Raw genomic sequence first — 17,835 nt, 5'->3', positions numbered from 1 at the left:
TGAAATGCCTGAGCCTATTTTATTAAGTCAGATTTTTGCCAAGCTTACTTCTTTAGGACGTATTCATCCCGTTTCTACAGGTGTTGAACCCTCGTAAATTGGCTACGGTATTGATGTTAGATAACCTAGTTAATATGTTGTCGTGAGCAGAAAGCTTAGATATTTTAGACTTGTGTACGCTCCACACCACTAGGAAGTTAAATTCAATGCAGATTTTTCAAGTTTGGAATCAATTAACCAGGTGGAAGTTTAGTAAATTCTTGAGTCAGACAGTGGCTTTAGGAGTTGGTGCTAGTGTTTTGTTATTCAGTGCTAGTGCTAATGCTGCTGAACAAGTGATTTTAAAGTATGGTAGCTTTCAAGGGCCTGTTTCGGTTGCAGAATTGAACGAGTTTGTGCAAACAGGTAAGACTACCCCAACAATTAGCAATTATTTGCAAGCGGCTAAACAAGACCCAAATGTAGCACGTAAAGCCTTAGTCGCAGGTATTAAAGCTGAACCTGCTTATTTAAATAGCTTGCTGTCTGGCTGGACAGGGCCGATTTTACTAGCTCAAGTTGGGGATGTGGTGCATCCGCCTGGGGGAGATTTAGACGCACAGGCGCTAGAAACATCTTTGAATAAATCTATTCAACAAGATGGGGAAATTACTTTGTTAGGCGCAATTCGTCATTATCCAGATCATACTGTGGAAATAGAAGGCGATCGCCTCATCCCGGTTTATGAAAGACTCAGTAGTTTGGCGAAAATCCTTTAAGTACTGAGTTTTCAGGAAGGATCTAATTCTAGAAATAAACAAATCTTCAACCCACACAACCGAGTTTTACCTGTATGAACGCAGGTTACAACCGCTAATTTCGCTTAAACAACCAAAGCTTATCGACATACGACCTTGGTAATAGTTAGAACCGATTAAGGATGGTCAATTTATTTGTATACCACTCCTTATATTTACATTCAGTTCTAACGAGAAAATGTCATGACTAAGGAAATAACCTACCTAGAGTTATCAGAAGATAGTGGAAGTTCCCACAAGTTTTATGAGGTGATTGTTGAAGATACTCAAGTAAGCATCCGCTACGGTCGTATTGGTGACGCGGGACAAACCCAGACGAAAACTTACCCGACATCAGAAAAAGCAAAAGCAGAAGCGGCGAAAAAAATTAACGAAAAGTTGAAAAAAGGCTATGAAAAAGCGGTGATGGGTGTGCGTCAAAAGCGTCCTGTGACTCGCCGCGAAGTGACTAGTACGGCTTCCACAGCCAAACAATCACCAATTTTGTGGAAGTTTACAGCTAATTCCGCCGCTTTTGGGATTTTTATTGATGCTAACCGTTGCTGGTTGGGTAATCAAGCAGGTCAAGTTTTTGCTTTGAACCATGAAGGTAAAGTGAGCAATCAGTTTAAGCTACCTGATGGGGTGAAATGTTTAGTTGCTGATGATATCTGGATTTACGCTGGCTGTGATGATGGTAATGTCTACGATTTGACTGGGAAGTTACCCCGCGTTGCTTACAAAATTGATGAAAATGTCGATATATTCTGGCTTGATATTAAAGATGGTTTATTGGCTGTCTCTGATGTCAATGGTGGTGTGACAACTATAGATCATGATGATGAATCACAATGGACGCGGTTGAGTCAAGGTAATTCTGGCTGGATGGTTCGCTGTGATGAAGCGGGAATTTATCACGGTCATAGTCAAGGAGTGACTATGTACGATAACAAAGAAGGTCGAATGCTGTGGCATCAAAAAACCGCCGGGAGTGTATTATTTGGTTGGCAAGAAGCATCCACAGTTTACGCTGGTGCAAGCGATCGCAAAATTTATAGTTTTAGTAAGCAAGGTCAACCACTAACAGTATATAAGTGTGATTCCTCAGTTTATTCTTGCGCTACAGCCCAAAATGGTAAATATGTGTTTGCTGGTGACAATAATTCTTCGATTTACTGCTTTAACCAAGCCGGGGAAAGACTGTGGAAGTTGGGGACTGGTTGCGGTTCTGCTTTATCTATGCAGTTTTACGAATCTCGAATTTATATTGTTACTACCGATGGGACTTTAGCTTGTATTGATGCTAGTGAAGATGCGATCGCCTCTGCTCAAGCTGGTACAATTCCTGAAGCAACTGTGATTAAAGCGCCAAAAACTGAGGGAGTCACACCTTCGGCTGTTCTGGAAACTACCACAGATACAAGTGGTGGGGTAATTGTCGAGTGTTTCCAAGATGGCAGTAAACTGCGCGTCAGAGTTATTTCCCCAGGCTACAATTCTAACTGGAATGTGCAGTTTCCCAAAGATATTCGCCAAGCAGGCGATCGCTATCTCGTCCAAGAAATCCGCGAATCAGCTAGAGGCGGCTTTTATCGCGCCTATGGCGATATTAAAAAGATTAACAATTAACACCCAGTTGCACGTAACCTGGGGTGGGAGTAGGGAGTAGGGAATAGGGAGTATATACTGCGGGGTATGTATCAAAAACCCTTTCATCCACACCCTTTCAGCACTCAACCCCATTTAAATTAGTACACCCAGATCATGCTTCTTTCCTACTCCCCACTCCCCATTCCCTACTCCCTACTTACACAAATAGATTCAGGAATCAAACCGTATTCCTATAGTCTCTACGTTTTTTAATCAACACGTTGAATACCAACGTGCTGGGTAAAGACAAACCAATCTTTCGAGAAACCTTTAAACTCAATATCCTTCAGATTAAATTTGAGATGATTATCCTGGAGGGTAAATTTCACAATATTATTGTTGTCTGGCTTATCGGTGAATAAAATTAATTCTGTACCGCCTGGAATTGCCTGCTTGGATTGATCATTCAGCACCTTAGAATCTACGGGTTGGCGCTTAATGATGGTATCTGCATTAAACACCAGTTTGAGGAAACCTTGTTTATTGCCGACAGACTGGCGATCTACAATTATATTTACTGTATTTTTGGCTTGTTGTTTAGTGGCGATCGCTTGAATATTTGTCACAGGCGTAATTTCATCTGGGATAATTTTGGCGTGTTTGCCAAAGGCATACCAGTTACTACTAAAACCCTTAAATTGAATATCTTCTAAAGATAATTTATAGTACTCAGAATGAGCCGCCGGGATTTCGTAAGACTTCAACACCAGTAGAGTACCAAGGGGAATATTTTGTTGTTTCGTACTTGGCAACTGACCCGATTGTACTGGCTCTTGTTTAAGAATTGTATCCTGAGTAAATAGCACACGATTTAAGCTTGCCATATTCTGAACCTGAGAACTTACATCAAGTTATACAATATCAAAGTTGAATTTTACGGTTTCTGTGCATCTGGAAGGTGAAGTAAATTTATCCTCAGACTTAGCAAAGTTATATCAGAATCCGGTTTGATTTCTGAATCTATTTGTGTAGGTAGGGAGTAGGGAATGGAGAGTGGGGAGTAGGAAAAAAGCCTGAGCTAGATGTACTAATTTTTTTTATAACTCAAATATGAGTCCTATACTTGTAGAGTAAGGTTGGGTTTTTGCGATCGCTCAACTCACTCGCTACCAGTGAGCAAAAAAGGCACGAGGAAAAGCTAAATGAATACTGTGGTTCTCAATCTAGAACCGATAGCACATTTAAGTGATGAACAATTCTATCAATTGTGTCTTGCTAACCGTGATCTCAGCCTAGAAATGAGTGCAGCAGGAGAGTTGATTATTGTGCCACCAGTTGGAGGAGAAAGCGGAAATCAAGAAGCTGGCTTAATAACTGATTTAGAAATCTGGAACCGTCAAGCTAAATTAGGCAAAGTTTTTAGTTCTTCAACTATCTTTATATTACCGAATGGTGCAAAACGTTCTCCCGATGCAGCTTGGGTAAAATTGGCAAGGTGGGAAGCTTTAACACCAGAACAGCGTAAAAAATTCCCGCCACTTGTACCAGATTTTGCGATTGAACTGCGTTCCGAAACAGATAGGCTCAAATCTCTGCAAGAGAAAATGCAAGAATATATAGAAAATGGTTTGCGTTTAGGATGGCTGATTAATTATCAAGATGGCACAGTGGAAATTTATCGACTCGCACAACCTGTCGAAGTCATACAAATACCAACAATTCTTTCTGGAGAAGATGTATTACCGGGATTTGAAATGCAATTAATCTTATAGCGTTTTTCGGTTTAGTGCAGTACAAATTGATAGGGGATAGAGACTAGAGAAATGGGGAGCATCCCACTTTTTTATATGTCATTGCGAGGAACGAAGCAATCGCAAAATCTTACCATTCTGAACAAGTGCATGAGATTGCTTCGTCGTTCCTCCTCTCTGCGAGACGCTACGCGAACGCAATGACAATTATCCTCTATGTGAAAAATAAAAACTGGGATGCACCCAGAAAAATGTATCTCATGGAGATGAAAAACGCTTTAACTTAACCTCGTTGAAAACCTTTTGCTGTTTGTTTTTGTCCCTTAGCTTTAGGTTTAGTTTTATTAACTTCTGCTAGTGCTTCTTGAAATAAATTATGCAAATGTAAAGGCACACTGGCTATTTCTGGTAATTCTGGTTCGATAGGTTTACCATAATCTTGCAAGAGTTTATCTAAGTCATTACTCAAGTTAAAATCTGGATGCTGCAAAAAATCTTGTAAAACTTTTTCGAGTTGATTTGGGTATTGTTGTGCTAATCGATGCCAAATATAAGCATTGATACTTTTATCTTCTAGATAATAACGCATTAATTTTTCTGCACCTTCAATTTTGTGCCAATCATCAGCTAATAAAATATTTTTAAATTTAGTATAGGTTGGTAAAAATATCAAACCCCAACGGGGATGAGAAATGGTTGTGACTTGTTCCGCTTTTCGCAACTCGGCAGGTAAATCAACCTTTGGCGCAACCATTTTTTGTTGACCATTTTTACCATTTAGCATTTGCGAAACTACATTAGAGTCTACCCCAACTTCTTGTGCGGCTGCGGCGATTTCATCTTGGCTAATGCCTGCTTCTGCTGCTACCTCATCTAAAGATTTAGAAGTATCTAATCCAGCAGCTTGGAGATATTTCTCACTGATAATTGCTTGAAATTCAACTATTTTTTTATTTAATTGATATCCTGGTAAAGTAATTTCATCACTACCAAAAAAGTCAACAAACTGCTGATGATACTGCTCGACTGAGTGCCATGCTTCTTCTAGTAAGTCTGGAGCATCGCTGTAAAGATGACTTTTATAATTATCTTTAAAATTACCAATAGCCACAGCCAGTTTTGGCTTGCCAAGCTTACCTAAAAATGTGTGAGGCCCAGAAAATATCCATTCATTTTCCGTCAAAGGAGAAATGCGGGTAAGTAATATATCTCCTGGCTGGAAACGAGATACGCCCTGTTGTTTTTCACTACCGTTAGACTTAACAATATAATTTTTAGCAGTCAGGACTATGTAATGTTTAGCCGTAAGCCAGTTCATCAATTCCAAACCATCAGGTAAAATTTGGGTGATGGTAAATAAGCCAATAAAGCTACGATGCCAACTGTTGAGTAAATTGCGATCGCCATCGGTTAAATCTGCATTACTGGCAATAAATAACTCAATGGGTGAACTATCACCAACTTTCCCTTCTGTAATAAACCGATCAATAATTAAATCTTGTTGCGTATTGTCCCCATTTCCCTTATGCGACTGTGCAGCTGCATAAACCTCTAAAGCTTGCGCCAGTTCACCTTCAGCATCTAGGACAAAATCAACCAAAGCTTGTTTAAGTGTTTGCGCTCTTTTTACTAGGACATCCACAAGCGAATCTCTCTGCTCAACAGTTGTAGCCTATAGCGTCTTGGCAGAGAACCACATCTAGCAATAGCCATATTTCTTTTAGGGTATTTGGGTATTTCACGCGATGTGCAACTTATTCTTGAAACCCATCTCCAAACCTCTCACGCCAGTCGCTACAACGGAGGGAACCTCCGCAACGCGCTGGCTCCCCGAAGCGGAGAGAGGCTTTGAATCTTGCCCTTTCTCAGATATTCAAGAAGTGGGAATTTCTACTTATTCCCGCACACCAAACCAAACTTAATTAACCCACTTTCATAACCGCGACTCATTAACCCTAGTGCTAAGGCTCCTTGAATGGTATTCCAGCCAGAACGCAACAAGCCAAAAATTGCACTAGGTGTGATTGCGGAATCAATTACGACATTCCAAAATGGTGCAACCGCAACTGACCAATCAGCAGTGCGGATATTTTTTAATGGTAGTTGATGAGCGATCGCTTCATACTCCGGTAAGGAAATTACATAAGGCAAACAATACACCCGATAAATATCTTGCAAATGCTTTTGTTCATCTGCTGTTAAGGGTGCATCATCTGTGGCTCGATGACACCAAGTCGCCATAATTAAAGTCCCACCCGGTTTTAATACCCGATAACATTCTTGCAAAAACTGGGTTTTATCAGGCATGTGTTCGCCACTTTCCAGTGACCAAACCAAATCAAAACTATCATCTGCAAAGGGCATAGCTTGAGCATTAGCCACTAAAAACTTACTTCTTACCTGTAACAGCATTTCTTGGGCGCGTTCTGTGGCTCTCGCCGCCTGCACAGGACTTAAAGTAATACCAGTAGTCCGAGCATGAAACTTTTCGGCTAAATATAAAGAACTACCGCCAATACCACAACCCACATCCAAAATGTTAGTTGCTGTTTTGACATCTGCCCAATTCAGCAATTCTTCAATTAAATCAATTTGTGCTTGACGGCGGTCTTTTGGTTGCGTTCCATCTGCACCGTAGTAGCCGTGGTGCATGTGTTCGCCCCAAACTTCTTCCCATAAACCCGAAGAAGCATCGTAAAACTGCTGAATTTGCTGATATAGTGTTGTATTCATAAAACAAATAATGCTAAGACAAAACAGTGTTTAAATCAACATACTGGTAGGCTACCATGTGTGTTTTTAATTAAATAAAGATGTTTTTCCTTTCCAGGAAAATTTAATTAAGTAAACCCGCCTGGAAGAATTGAGAGGCTCTACCTTAATATGACTGTTTCGCGGACAATTTGCTTGGGTTTTATGGCTGTCATCACTGTCGGCACGATTTTGTTGATGCTGCCAATTTCAACTAGTGACGGCAGTTGGAATAATTTAGTGGTGGCATTGTTCACCTCAACATCTGCCGTTTGTGTGACTGGTTTATCAGTTGTTGACCCTGGGACTTATTTTTCTTTTTGGGGTCAGTTGTTTATTGCCTTGTTAGTTCAAATTGGTGGTTTGGGATATATGACAACCACTACATTTTTGATTTTGCTGATTGGGCATAAATTTGACCTGCGGCAAAAAATGGCGATTCAACAAGCATTAGACAGACCAGGAATGCAAGGTAGCGCCCAAGTGATTCGCTCAATTATTGCCACGACTTTAATTTTTGAAATTACTGGGATATTTTTACTTTTGCCTGTTTTTGTACCGCAATATGGTTGGTTACAAGGGCTATGGTTAGCGATTTTTCATAGTGTGAATTCTTGGAATAATGCAGGATTTAGTTTATTTAAAGATAACTTGATTGGTTATCAAACATCTGTGTTAGTAGTTTTCACAGTCACGACATTAATTATCTTTGGCGGTATCGGTTATCAAGTTATTTTAGAAATGTATCTTTGGTTGCGCGATCGCATTCTCAAACAAAAGACAATTTTAGTACTTTCTTTAGACTTTAAAGTTGCCACCAGCACAACTTTAATTCTGTTAATTCTCGGCACAATTGCCTTTTTTTGTATTGAAATTAGGAATCCTGAAACTTTTGGTAACTTAGACTTAGGCGGTCAGTTTTTAGTAGCTTGGTTTCAATCAGTCACTCCTAGAACTGCCGGATTCAACACTATAGATATTGCTAAAATGACCACTGCTGGTCTATTCATTACCATTGCTTTGATGTTTATTGGTGCTAGTCCTGGTGGTACAGGCGGGGGGATAAAAACCACAACTTTGCGAGTTTTGACAAGTTGTACAAAAGCAATTTTGCAAGGTAAAGAAGAAGTTTTATTGTATGACCGCAAAATCGCTATCTCTTTAATATTGAAAGCCGTGGGTGTATTGGTTGGTTCTGTAGCTACGGTAATTTTGGCAACGGTTCTAATTTCTTTAACAGATCCAAAGTTAGACTTTATTCAAATTTTATTTGAAGTAGTATCCGCCTTTGCTACCGTTGGTCTTTCTACAGGGATTACAGGTACAGTCTCCACCGCCGCTAAACTAATATTAATTATCACCATGTACATTGGTAGAGTTGGGGTTCTCTTGTTAATGTCCGCGATTTTAGGCGACCCCCGCCCGACAAGAATTCACTATCCTGAAGAAAACCTATTGGTGGGATAGCTAGATACAAGGCAAAAGTAAAAAGGCAAAAGTAAAAAGAAAGAATAACGATACCACAAGCCTTTTAGCAATATCTTATGGTCACTGAGTTTCGGCTTCGCGGTAATCGAGCGAAGCGATGCACTGAGCTTGTCGTTCGCGTAGCGTCTCCGGTAGGAGAAGTGTCGAGATTCAACTACCGCCTAGTCGAAGTGTGGTCTGTTTATTTACGCCGAACTGTACTAGATACAAGGCAAAAATTAAACATACCAATTCCATTGAATTTGTAAAAATTGAAAGGCTCAGATCCCCGACTTCTTCAAGAAGTCGGGTATTTATTTATGGATAACGAAAACTAACTGTTGGGATAACCGTACTGAGTATCAATACTATTAACTTAAACTGATAAAATATGAAACACTAGGCAAAAAATAAAAATTGTTACTTTAAGTGAGATTTCAGAATTTTTTGTCCTAAATACAGGGAGCGTTAATAAGGAAAGCAACTGTGAACCTTGCATCACTAGGTTTTTTTCGCAGCCTACGTAAAGATAATCAGCAATTTGCGGTCATTGGGCTAGGTCGGTTTGGTCGGTCTGTATGTTCAACCCTGCATAAGTTTGGTTATCAAGTTTTAGCAACAGATGTTGATGAAAAAAGAGTTTGTGAGGCGTTGACAGAAGAAATCGTTGGTCATGCTTTGCAATTAGATTCTACAGAACCAGCCGCACTGAAAGAAGCAGGGATTTTTGAATTTGATACAGTAATTGTAGCGATCGGTAATTACGTTCAAGAAAGTATTATTACTACTCTCAATGTCAAAGAAGGTGGTGTACCTCATGTTGTGGCGAAAGCTTCTAGTGAAGTTCACCGCAAGTTATTGCATAGAGTCGGTGCAGATCATGTTGTTTTCCCGGAGTATGAAGCCGGCTGTGCTTTAGCACGTACTCTTACCAAACCATCTATATTAGATAGATTTGACCTCGACCCAGACCATAGTATTGTTGAGATGATTGTGCCTGATGAATTTCATGGCAAAACCATTACCGAAATTCAACTGCGTAACCGTTATGGTTTAAATTTGCTGGCTGTTAGTCAAGATGGTAAATTTGCCATCAACCCAAACCCCCACCAGCGACTAGAACGTGGTTCAGCAATGGTGGTAATTGGCTGTAATAAAGATATTAATCGCTTACCCATTTAATGCTCTGATTGAGGAACATAGGAATTACACTTAAGTATATGGTGTAAAAACCCTGAAAAAAGAATTTTGTGTTTGATCGGAGTTATGGATTTAATAGTTAAAGATTTAGCAGCAATAGATGATAGACTTTCTCAGCGTCATATTGACCTTGACCCGGCTGGCTATTTCATCATCTATTTGGATAGAGGGGAGGGATTAATCCACGCCAAGCATTTTACGAATGTAATTGATGAGCATGGTTTAGCTGTAGATCCCGAAACAGGTAAAGTCATTCCGGCGCGGGGTAAGGTGGAAAGAACTCACAGCACAGTTTACAGTGGCAGAACTGCCAAGGAACTCAGTGTGAAAATTTTTGAACAAACTCACCCTTGTCCAGTGTCGCAGTTAAACCATGCAGCTTATTTAGGACGAGAATTTGTCCGTGCTGAGGTGGCTTTAGTTACAGGACAAGAGTATGTTCAAGACTAAAGAAAGTATGAAGTATGAAGTGTGAAGTCTGAAATTTTTGACTTCATACTTCAGCCTTCATACTTCAGAGTTAGCCGTTAGATGGTGGCTGTGGCTGATTTACTTGATATATGTAGTAAGTCGCCATCGGGATGACGGTTGCTGCAATTAACAGACCTATCACCCAAGCAGTTGCACTACCTTTGTCGGTATCCTCTGCTTTGGTAAAGGTGCCTTCTACCGTTTCTTTATCGACAATTTGTGGTGGGCCGGGGTCGGGTTCACCAGAGAGAACTTTCACTAAGCGATCGCTCGCATCCAAAAATGCCTGATTATATTTATCACCGTTGCGTAATGGTGCAGCTAAGGTTTCTGTAGCGACACTTTCAGCAATAGCATCAGTCAACAAAGACTTGACTTGATCCCCGGTAATAATTGCAGTGTTGTTAGTAACAGTATCCAGCACTAACAAAGTTTGGTTTGCTTGCGCCTCTTTGGTGGGAAACCATTTTTCAAACAGCCCTTTAGTAAAGCTTTCTGGTGTTTCACCATAATCTAAACGGCGAATAGTGACAAATCGCACTTCATTGCCAGTTTTCTTGGCTAAATCTCCAAAGGTACCACTAATCTTACCTTCGCTAATGCGACTTAGCACTTCACCTTGATCTACAACCCAGTCTCCACCGGGGGTTAAATTCGGAATTTGATACACACCAGTAGCTAACGCCGGGGTAGCCAAAAGTGATGCACCAAGAATAATTGCCAGTATTGGTGTTAGCAGCCAAATGATGTATGTTTTAATGCCAAATACTGTTCTGAGGAGCTGTTTCATTTGATTGATCCTAAGACAGACTAGCACCAAAAATACTACACAATCAATGACAAAATCACCCTGTTCAGGAATTTATCTATGTTGAAGGGAACAGAAAAATTGGGTGAAAGGGTTTGGGTTGTAAGGATTTTGAATAAGTACACCCCTATACCCTAATTTCTCACGTATGGGTAGGGGGTGTGGGGAGAGGGGCTCACAAGTGTAGGTTTTTAACAGAGTGATGAGTAGCGACTCTAAAAATCACGATTTAATCAGAGTTCCACCCCCTCACACCCCTACACCCCTACACCCTAAATCAAGTTTTTTGGGGCATAACGTAAAAAACCTACACCAGTCAGGGGGAGAGGGGGGAGTGTGGGGGGAAAAATTTCTTCACCATCCTCCCACACCCCTGAATTTCTCTCTGCGGACTTTACCGAGAATTGAAGAACTTTATGATATAACCGAATTTCTGTCTTTTTCACTGCTACAAAAAGCTATTTGTCAGAAAAAGGGTGATTTTTTCCGGTTTCTAACCCAGAGTGCAGACAGAATTCTATGAAGAAGCTATTTTATTGATCCAAAAATATGCCGCAGAAATCAGCCGCATTAAAGTTTGTAATATTACTGGGTTTTGTTAGCCTTTGTGCTGATGCTACTTATGAAGGCGCACGCAGTATTACAGGGGCTTATTTGCAAGTGTTAGGTGCAAGCGGCACTGTGGTAGGCCTAGTAGCGGGTTTTGGTGAACTGATTGGGTATGGTTTGCGCCTCGTGATTGGTTATCTCAGCGACCAGACGCGCAAGTATTGGGGTATTACAACTTTAGGATTTATTTTGAATACTGCCGTTGTCCCACTATTGGCTTTTGCTGGCAGATGGGAAGTAGCCGCAGGTTTGATGATGGCAGAACGCACAGGTAAAGCCGTGCGGACTCCCCCGCGAGATGCACTCCTATCTCATGGTGTGAGTCAAATTGGTAGAGGTTTTGGCTTTGGTTTGCATGAAGCAATGGATCAAACCGGGGCTGTGATGGGGCCTTTAGCAGTAGCAGCAATGGTTTATTTCCAAGGAGAGTATCGCAACGGCTTCACGATTTTGATTGTACCTGCGGTGTTGGGATTGATTGTGTTATTGGTTTTGCAATTTTTGTATCCCAACCCCAGTGACTTGGAAATTGAAGATGAAACGAGTCAAGAAGACGGAATCCCGCGAGTATTTTGGATTTATCTGGGTGCAGTGGCGATTATTGCGGCTGGTTATGCAGATTTTCCGTTAATTGCTTTTCATTTCCAAAAAGGAGATATTGCTTCTGGGCAAACAATCCCCTTATTTTATGCCTTGGCAATGGGAGTTGATGCCGTAGCTGCGCTGATATTTGGCTATTTATTTGACCGCGCAGGTATTTCGATTTTGATGATTGCAGCTTTTGTCTCATCTTTTTTTGCGCCTTTGGTGTTTTTAGGCAATACCCAATTAGCGTTGTTAGGTATAGCATTGTGGGGTATTGGGATGGGAGCGCAAGAGTCAATTTTAAAAGCTGCGATCGCAGGACTTGTCCCCAAAAACAAACGCGCCACAGCTTATGGTATCTTCAGTACAGGTTATGGTTTTGCTTGGTTTTTAGGCAGCACTTTAATGGGTGTTTTGTACGATCGCTCCATCACCTTATTAGTCATCTTTTCGACTGCAACTCAACTACTCGCAATTCCCTTCTTTGCTTGGGTGCAATTGCAAGCGAATAAATCCCAACCAGAGTTAACAGATAAACCCGTTTAAATCAAAGAATCTGGGTCTATAAGCTGTTAATCACTTAATTTGCTTGTTTAGACCGCAGGGGAGCATGGGAGCAGAGGGGCAGGGGAGAGGTTACTGTTAATTCTCCCTTGCGCCCCTGCACCCCTGCACCCAAGATACCTTCACAAGTAAATTCCTTATCCGAAAAGTATTGCCTAGCCTCTATCAATTTGTACTGCACTAAACAGAAAAGCGTTATGCTGTAAACACAACGCTTTAGTTTTTGCTTTAAGCTTGCGACTTATTAATACGTTTTCGTAGTTCAGCCTCAAATTCTTCATCTGTAGTGCAAAGCACACCAGGGCGTTCATTCAATCTGTCCATATATTTGTGAAACGCTTCTGTGTCATGAGGATGAGCTCTAATGTAACTCAGCAAATCCTTATCAGACATTTCATCAAAATTCATTTTGCTCATTTAATAAATACCTCTCCATTGGGAAAGATTTCTACTTCAATTGTGTCTCCAATCAAAACAAAAATTCGTTTGGTACGTTCGTCCAATCTAACTATATTGATTGGCTGCATTAAATTACTTGCTGCTACGCATCTACGGTATAACGCTCGTAACTGCTCCGGTGTTGGTTCCATATCCTCCTTATTTTAATTTACGTTGAGCCTCTCTTAGTTTTACCCACAAACCAACCCACAACACCCAAACCCAACAACAACGGTGTTAACCAATCTCCCCAACGCACGTATAAAGTCTGCGTTTGGCGGCGATATATAGTCTCTGCGTGAGTTTCATAGATGTTATAGCCAGATATCCACAATGTTCTACCGTGGGGATCGACAAAAGCTGAATAGCCTGTATTTGTTGCTCGTGCTGACCACCTATCTGTTTCAATTGCTCTCATGATATCCTGAGCATGATGCTGGAATGGCATGGCTGCACTGTAATGGGCATCGTTAGAAGAACTGAGGATAAATTGTCCACCCGCCGCAGCTTGACGGCGAAATATTTCAGGAAATGCAGATTCGTAGCAAATACCAACTATCGCCCTACCAAAAGGTGTATCAAATATCTGGTTGGCTGCACCATGAACTTGGTGTTCATCTAACGGTGATAAGCGACTAATTAATTTACCTAAAATTTCTTCAAAGGGTATAAATTCGCCCAAGGGTACTAATTTCGATTTATCGTAGCGGCTGGTGGTTTCACCTTTGCTATTAACTGTAAATAAACTGTTTGTATAACTGCGTCCTTTTTCCCCAAATGCACCAACCCAAATTACTACGCCTGTTTTTTGGACTGCGGAAATTAAGGGCGTATCTCCAAAATTGCGTTCAAAGATAGGTAACGCGCCTTCGGGTGTGAGGACTGCATTAACACCTTGTGCGGCGAGAGTTACATAGCCATTTGTATAGCCTGTAATGGCGCGGCGATAACCTTCAGGTTTGACTTTGATTTTGTTGGGGATGTTACCTTGAATGATGCCAATTTTTAAGGCTGCTTCTGGTGGTTGGGCTATGGGTTGGCTGTATAGGTAAAAGCCTATTAGGTGTAGGGTGATGAATAATGCTGTTGCTGAGGTTAAATATTTATTTACGAACCGCCGAGGCGCAGAGAACGCAGAGGATAGGTAGGCTTCGGCGATGAGGCCATTGATTGAGGCGATCGCAGATGTTACAGTATTAGGGCCAGAGAGTTGACCGAGGTGTAAAATTATCAAGTTATGCGGTGATTGAGTATAAGCTAGAGAACTCCACCACAGCGAACCGGAACTCCACAAACTTTCTAAGCCGCACCATAAGGCTGTACCAATTAAAACACGCAACCAAGGTTTTGACTGATTCAGGTGTGCCATCACCGCACCCCAAATAGTTACAAATAGCCCTCCCCACAGGCTAATAAATCCCCAGCAAAACACGGTGATAGCTAAACTCGGCCACCAAGGTACACCCAACCAATCCATCGGGTGTATACCAGTAATCCAAAATAAGGCGACGCTGTGATAACCGATACCCCAGAGTAAGGGTAAAAGGTAAAAGTGAGCCAGCGCGGTCTTGGGGGTTTCCCCCATGAGCGACTGGCGAACTCCGAAGGAGGTAAAAGGTAGAAGCCAGGGTTTTGGCTTTTTAGCTTCTAAATGATGTTTACTTTTTTGAACAACTATTACCCAAAGTGGGGCTAAGGCTATCCAAGCCAGAAACCACGCACCCACAGGCGCAACGGTTAGCCCCATCAAAACGCCACTAATCAGAGAAAGCAAAAGGTAAAAGGCAAAAGTTAAAAATGAATGATCGCCTTTTCCTTTTTCCTTTTTACTTTTTACTTTTGCGTTCATTCCGCTTCTTCTGTATCACCCGTATCAGGCGGTACGATCGCAACTCCGGTAATGGCATCATCCTCATCCAAGCGTTGCACTCTCACACCTGTTGCCGATCGCGATTGTATTGAAATCGCATTGGTCGCCTGCCGGATAATAATACCGCGATTTGTGACCATCATGATTTCGTCGTCGTTGTTGACGATTTGCAAGGTGGCTAATTTGTCTTTGGTTTTGCGGTTTTTGAATTTAGTCGCCATTAAACCTTGACCTGCGCGGTTTTGCAAGCGGAATTGCCCGACGGGAACACGTTTCCCATAGCCGCCCATTGTAATAACTAGCACCCAAGGGCCGACACTACCGTTAGCTGCTACTTCTGTGGTTTCTTCGATAATTTCGACTTCTTCGGTTTCGATTTCTTCGATGTCTGACTCTTCTGTTCCCGTGTCGAGTGTGTCTAAAATAGCGGCGGGAATAATATCCATCCCCACAAGTTCATCGCCGGTTTTGAGTTTCATTGATTTCACACCACGGGTCGCCCTCCCTAGAGGACGCAGTTGTTCGTGGGTACATCTAAAGTGAATGGCCATCCCCAGACGTGAACCAATGATGATGCTATCTTCAACTCTGGCGCGACGTACCCACCGTAGTTGATCCCCTTCTTCTAAGGAAATAGCAATTAAACCATTGGCGCGAATATTACTAAAGGCGGCTAATGCGGTTTTCTTGATATTGCCACCTTTAGTTAGCATGACTAAATATTCGTCGTCGCTGAATTCATCAACGGGGACAATGGAGGTGATTTTCTCTTCTTTGGGAATGGGTAACATCTGGACGATGGGTGTACCGCGACTGGTACGGGAACCCACAGGAATTTGATAAGCTTTGAGACAGTAAACTACACCGCGATCGCTAAAGAATAAAACACTGTCGTGGTCGCAGCAAGTTAAGAAATGCTCTACTGTATCATCATCTTTGACTTTGGCTGCGGCTTTACCTCTGGTGGCGCGGCTTTGCGCTTCAAAGGTATTCACCGGCATCCGTTTGATGTAACCTTGTTCTGTTAACAGAATAATTGCCTTTTCGTTCGCAATTAAGTCACGTTCATCAATTTCGCCTTCGGCGTGGGTAATAATTGTGCGTCGGGGTGTGGCGAAGTTGGTTTTAATTTGGGAAATTTCGGTTTCAATAATTTCTAAGATTCTTTCTCGCCGCGCCAAAATATCTTGTAAATTAGCGATTTGTTTTTGCAAATCTTCGTGTTCTAGGCGAATTTTATCGGCTTCTAGGGCTGTCAATCGCCGTAGCTGCATTTGTAAAATTGCGTCGGCTTGGACTTCCGAAAGTCCATAATTTGTAATTAATTCACCTTTGGCTGTGGGTGCATCCGGCGCATGACGAATTAAGTTAATAATTGCATCTAAATGGGATAAGGCAATCAATAACCCTTGCAAAATATGGTCGCGTTCTTCGGCTTTTCGCAGTTCGTATTGGGTGCGTCTGGTAATGGATACGATGCGGAAATCGAGAAAGACTTCTAAAAACTGCTTGAGGGTGAGGATTTGCGGTTCCCCGTTCACCAACGCCAGCATATTCGCCCCAAAGTTGGCTTGCAGTGGGGTTTGCTTGTAAAGGTTGTTCAATACCACGCGGGGATAAGCATCGCGCTTGAGTTCGATGACAATTCGCATCCCGTCGCGATCGCTTTCGTCACGGATATCTGCAATGCCTTCGATGCGCTTATCATTCACCAATTCGGCGATTTTCTCAATTAATGCTGCTTTGTTGGTTTGATAAGGCAATTCAGTAACAATAATTGCTTCCCGTTCAGGACGACCACGCTGTTCAATGGTTTCAATGTTAGCGACACCGCGCATGGTAATCGAACCACGCCCAGTGGTGTAAGCTTCTTTAATTGCTGCCGTGCCGAGAATGTGCGCCCCAGTCGGAAAGTCTGGCCCAGGGATATACTGCATTAACTGGAGGTCGGTGATTTCGGGGTTGTGAATCAACGCGACTACCCCGTCAATCAGTTCGCCTAAGTTGTGGGGCGGGATATTTGTCGCCATCCCCACCGCAATTCCCGATGAACCATTGAGTAGCAGTTGGGGAATGCGCGATGGTAAAACTGTGGGTTCTTGTTGGGAACCGTCGAAGTTATCCGCAAAGTCTACGGTTTCTGATTCAATGTCTTGGAGTAAAGCGGCGCTGGTTAAAGCTTGCAAGCGACATTCTGTGTATCGCATTGCGGCTGGGGGATCGTTATCTACCGAACCAAAGTTACCATGTCCGTTGATTAAGGGCGATCGCATGGAAAAATCCTGCGCCATCCGCACCAAGGCATCATAGACTGCTGTGTCGCCGTGGGGGTGATATTTACCCAACACTTCCCCAACCACACGGGCGCATTTTCTAAATGGGCGATCGTGCAGTAAACCTAACTCGTGCATAGCGTAGAGAATACGGCGATGCACAGGTTTCAGACCATCCCTGGCATCTGGTAGCGCCCGACCTACTATCACACTCATGGCGTATTCCAGATAAGACCGGGACATTTCGTTCCGCAGATCCGTTGGGATAATCCTCTCCTGTGAGGTTGTCATAACCGAAAAAACTCCAAAAATCGTAGTATTTAGCCTTTATAGTTGGCAAAGCGTAAAATTATTCCAAATTACTCTTGAATAATTGACATATTTTGATACAATTCTAGCACGTATTGTTTTTTTTTGCCCGCAGAGTTATCATCAAGCCTCTGGTTTCATAGCTGCTGCGAATGTGTGAAATCAGGCTTAACTAAGCAAGCGGGAGTTAAACAAAAAAAATATCCAAATTTTACCCAAAATAAACGTAATTTGCCAAAATACTCGTTATACCCAACCTCAACCAACAAGAGGTCAAGAATGAGCGACAGTTAACGACTCAAGCTATAGCAATCCTAGTTTGATGTGCGAACAACAGAGATCAGGGCGACAAGGTAGACAAGGGCGAGATGTT

The 17,835-nt window shown here is 42.1% G+C and carries 15 protein-coding genes; 7 read left to right on the top strand and 8 right to left on the bottom strand.

The window, feature by feature from the left end; translation table 11 throughout:
* Nucleotides 1-206: 206 nt before the first annotated feature.
* Together H6G77_RS31145 and H6G77_RS31140 are read left to right on the top strand one after the other, a co-directional pair.
* Nucleotides 207-758, top strand: a complete 552-nt coding sequence (locus H6G77_RS31145) for an alpha/beta hydrolase (RefSeq protein ID WP_190589648.1) — start codon at nucleotides 207-209, stop codon at nucleotides 756-758.
* A 222-nt stretch (nucleotides 759-980) separates the two neighbouring features.
* Nucleotides 981-2,405, top strand: coding sequence for a WGR domain-containing protein (locus H6G77_RS31140; protein WP_190873604.1), 1,425 nt, complete (start codon nucleotides 981-983; stop codon nucleotides 2,403-2,405).
* Nucleotides 2,406-2,635: 230 nt separating this feature from the next.
* Here H6G77_RS31140 and H6G77_RS31135 read toward each other — a convergent pair whose 3' ends face one another.
* Nucleotides 2,636-3,250 carry a hypothetical protein gene (locus H6G77_RS31135; protein ID WP_190873603.1) on the bottom strand — a complete coding sequence of 205 codons (615 nt, stop codon included), beginning with the start codon at nucleotides 3,248-3,250 and terminating at the stop codon, nucleotides 2,636-2,638.
* 318 nt (nucleotides 3,251-3,568) lie between these two features.
* Here H6G77_RS31135 and H6G77_RS31130 point away from each other — a divergent pair, with 318 nt between their 5' ends.
* Nucleotides 3,569-4,138 (top strand): Uma2 family endonuclease, encoded by a 570-nt coding sequence (locus tag H6G77_RS31130; RefSeq protein ID WP_190589645.1) that lies wholly within the window; start codon nucleotides 3,569-3,571, stop codon nucleotides 4,136-4,138.
* Nucleotides 4,139-4,400: 262 nt separating this feature from the next.
* Here H6G77_RS31130 and H6G77_RS31125 read toward each other — a convergent pair whose 3' ends face one another.
* Together H6G77_RS31125 and H6G77_RS31120 are read right to left on the bottom strand one after the other, a co-directional pair.
* The gene (locus H6G77_RS31125) at nucleotides 4,401-5,759 is read right to left on the bottom strand and encodes a hypothetical protein (RefSeq protein ID WP_190873602.1); all 1,359 of its coding nucleotides are present in this window, start codon (nucleotides 5,757-5,759) and stop codon (nucleotides 4,401-4,403) included.
* A gap of 248 nt (nucleotides 5,760-6,007) precedes the next feature.
* Nucleotides 6,008-6,850, bottom strand: a complete 843-nt coding sequence (locus H6G77_RS31120; protein ID WP_190873601.1) for a methyltransferase domain-containing protein — start codon at nucleotides 6,848-6,850, stop codon at nucleotides 6,008-6,010.
* A gap of 150 nt (nucleotides 6,851-7,000) precedes the next feature.
* Here H6G77_RS31120 and H6G77_RS31115 point away from each other — a divergent pair, with 150 nt between their 5' ends.
* The 3 genes from H6G77_RS31115 (at nucleotide 7,001) to H6G77_RS31105 (ending at nucleotide 9,985) form a co-directional block, all read left to right on the top strand.
* Nucleotides 7,001-8,335: a TrkH family potassium uptake protein gene (locus H6G77_RS31115; RefSeq protein ID WP_190589642.1), complete on the top strand. Its 1,335-nt coding sequence runs from the start codon at nucleotides 7,001-7,003 to the stop codon at nucleotides 8,333-8,335.
* A gap of 486 nt (nucleotides 8,336-8,821) precedes the next feature.
* Nucleotides 8,822-9,517 carry an NAD-binding protein gene (locus H6G77_RS31110; RefSeq protein ID WP_190589641.1) on the top strand — a complete coding sequence of 232 codons (696 nt, stop codon included), beginning with the start codon at nucleotides 8,822-8,824 and terminating at the stop codon, nucleotides 9,515-9,517.
* 84 nt (nucleotides 9,518-9,601) lie between these two features.
* Nucleotides 9,602-9,985, top strand: a complete 384-nt coding sequence (locus tag H6G77_RS31105) for a DUF4346 domain-containing protein (protein WP_190589640.1) — start codon at nucleotides 9,602-9,604, stop codon at nucleotides 9,983-9,985.
* Nucleotides 9,986-10,055: 70 nt separating this feature from the next.
* Here the strand turns inward: H6G77_RS31105 and psb32 are convergent, their stop codons facing one another.
* Nucleotides 10,056-10,796, bottom strand: coding sequence for a photosystem II repair protein Psb32 (gene psb32, locus H6G77_RS31100; RefSeq protein ID WP_190873600.1), 741 nt, complete (start codon nucleotides 10,794-10,796; stop codon nucleotides 10,056-10,058).
* 567 nt (nucleotides 10,797-11,363) lie between these two features.
* Here psb32 and H6G77_RS31095 point away from each other — a divergent pair.
* Nucleotides 11,364-12,554, top strand: coding sequence for an MFS transporter (locus H6G77_RS31095; RefSeq protein WP_190873599.1), 1,191 nt, complete (start codon nucleotides 11,364-11,366; stop codon nucleotides 12,552-12,554).
* Nucleotides 12,555-12,800: 246 nt separating this feature from the next.
* Here the strand turns inward: H6G77_RS31095 and H6G77_RS31090 are convergent, their stop codons facing one another.
* Genes H6G77_RS31090 through gyrA form a run of 4 tightly spaced genes read right to left on the bottom strand, consistent with a single transcriptional unit; the run spans nucleotide 12,801 to nucleotide 17,444 of the window.
* A complete protein-coding gene (locus tag H6G77_RS31090) occupies nucleotides 12,801-12,980 on the bottom strand; it encodes a DUF6887 family protein (protein WP_242049359.1) in 180 nt (59 codons plus the stop codon).
* A 5-nt stretch (nucleotides 12,981-12,985) separates the two neighbouring features.
* Nucleotides 12,986-13,162: a DUF6888 family protein gene (locus tag H6G77_RS31085; RefSeq protein WP_190589636.1), complete on the bottom strand. Its 177-nt coding sequence runs from the start codon at nucleotides 13,160-13,162 to the stop codon at nucleotides 12,986-12,988.
* A gap of 17 nt (nucleotides 13,163-13,179) precedes the next feature.
* A complete protein-coding gene (lnt, locus tag H6G77_RS31080; RefSeq protein ID WP_190873597.1) occupies nucleotides 13,180-14,859 on the bottom strand; it encodes an apolipoprotein N-acyltransferase in 1,680 nt (559 codons plus the stop codon).
* Nucleotides 14,856-17,444, bottom strand: a complete 2,589-nt coding sequence (gene gyrA, locus H6G77_RS31075; protein WP_190873596.1) for a DNA gyrase subunit A — start codon at nucleotides 17,442-17,444, stop codon at nucleotides 14,856-14,858. Before gyrA ends, lnt begins: the two co-directional genes overlap by 4 nt.
* Nucleotides 17,445-17,835 lie beyond the last annotated feature (391 nt).

The sequence above is a fragment of the Aulosira sp. FACHB-615 genome (assembly GCF_014698045.1).
GTDB lineage: Bacteria > Cyanobacteriota > Cyanobacteriia > Cyanobacteriales > Nostocaceae > Nostoc_B.
Note: the sequence above shows the minus strand (reverse complement) of the source record. Positions and strands in the feature narration are given on the sequence as shown.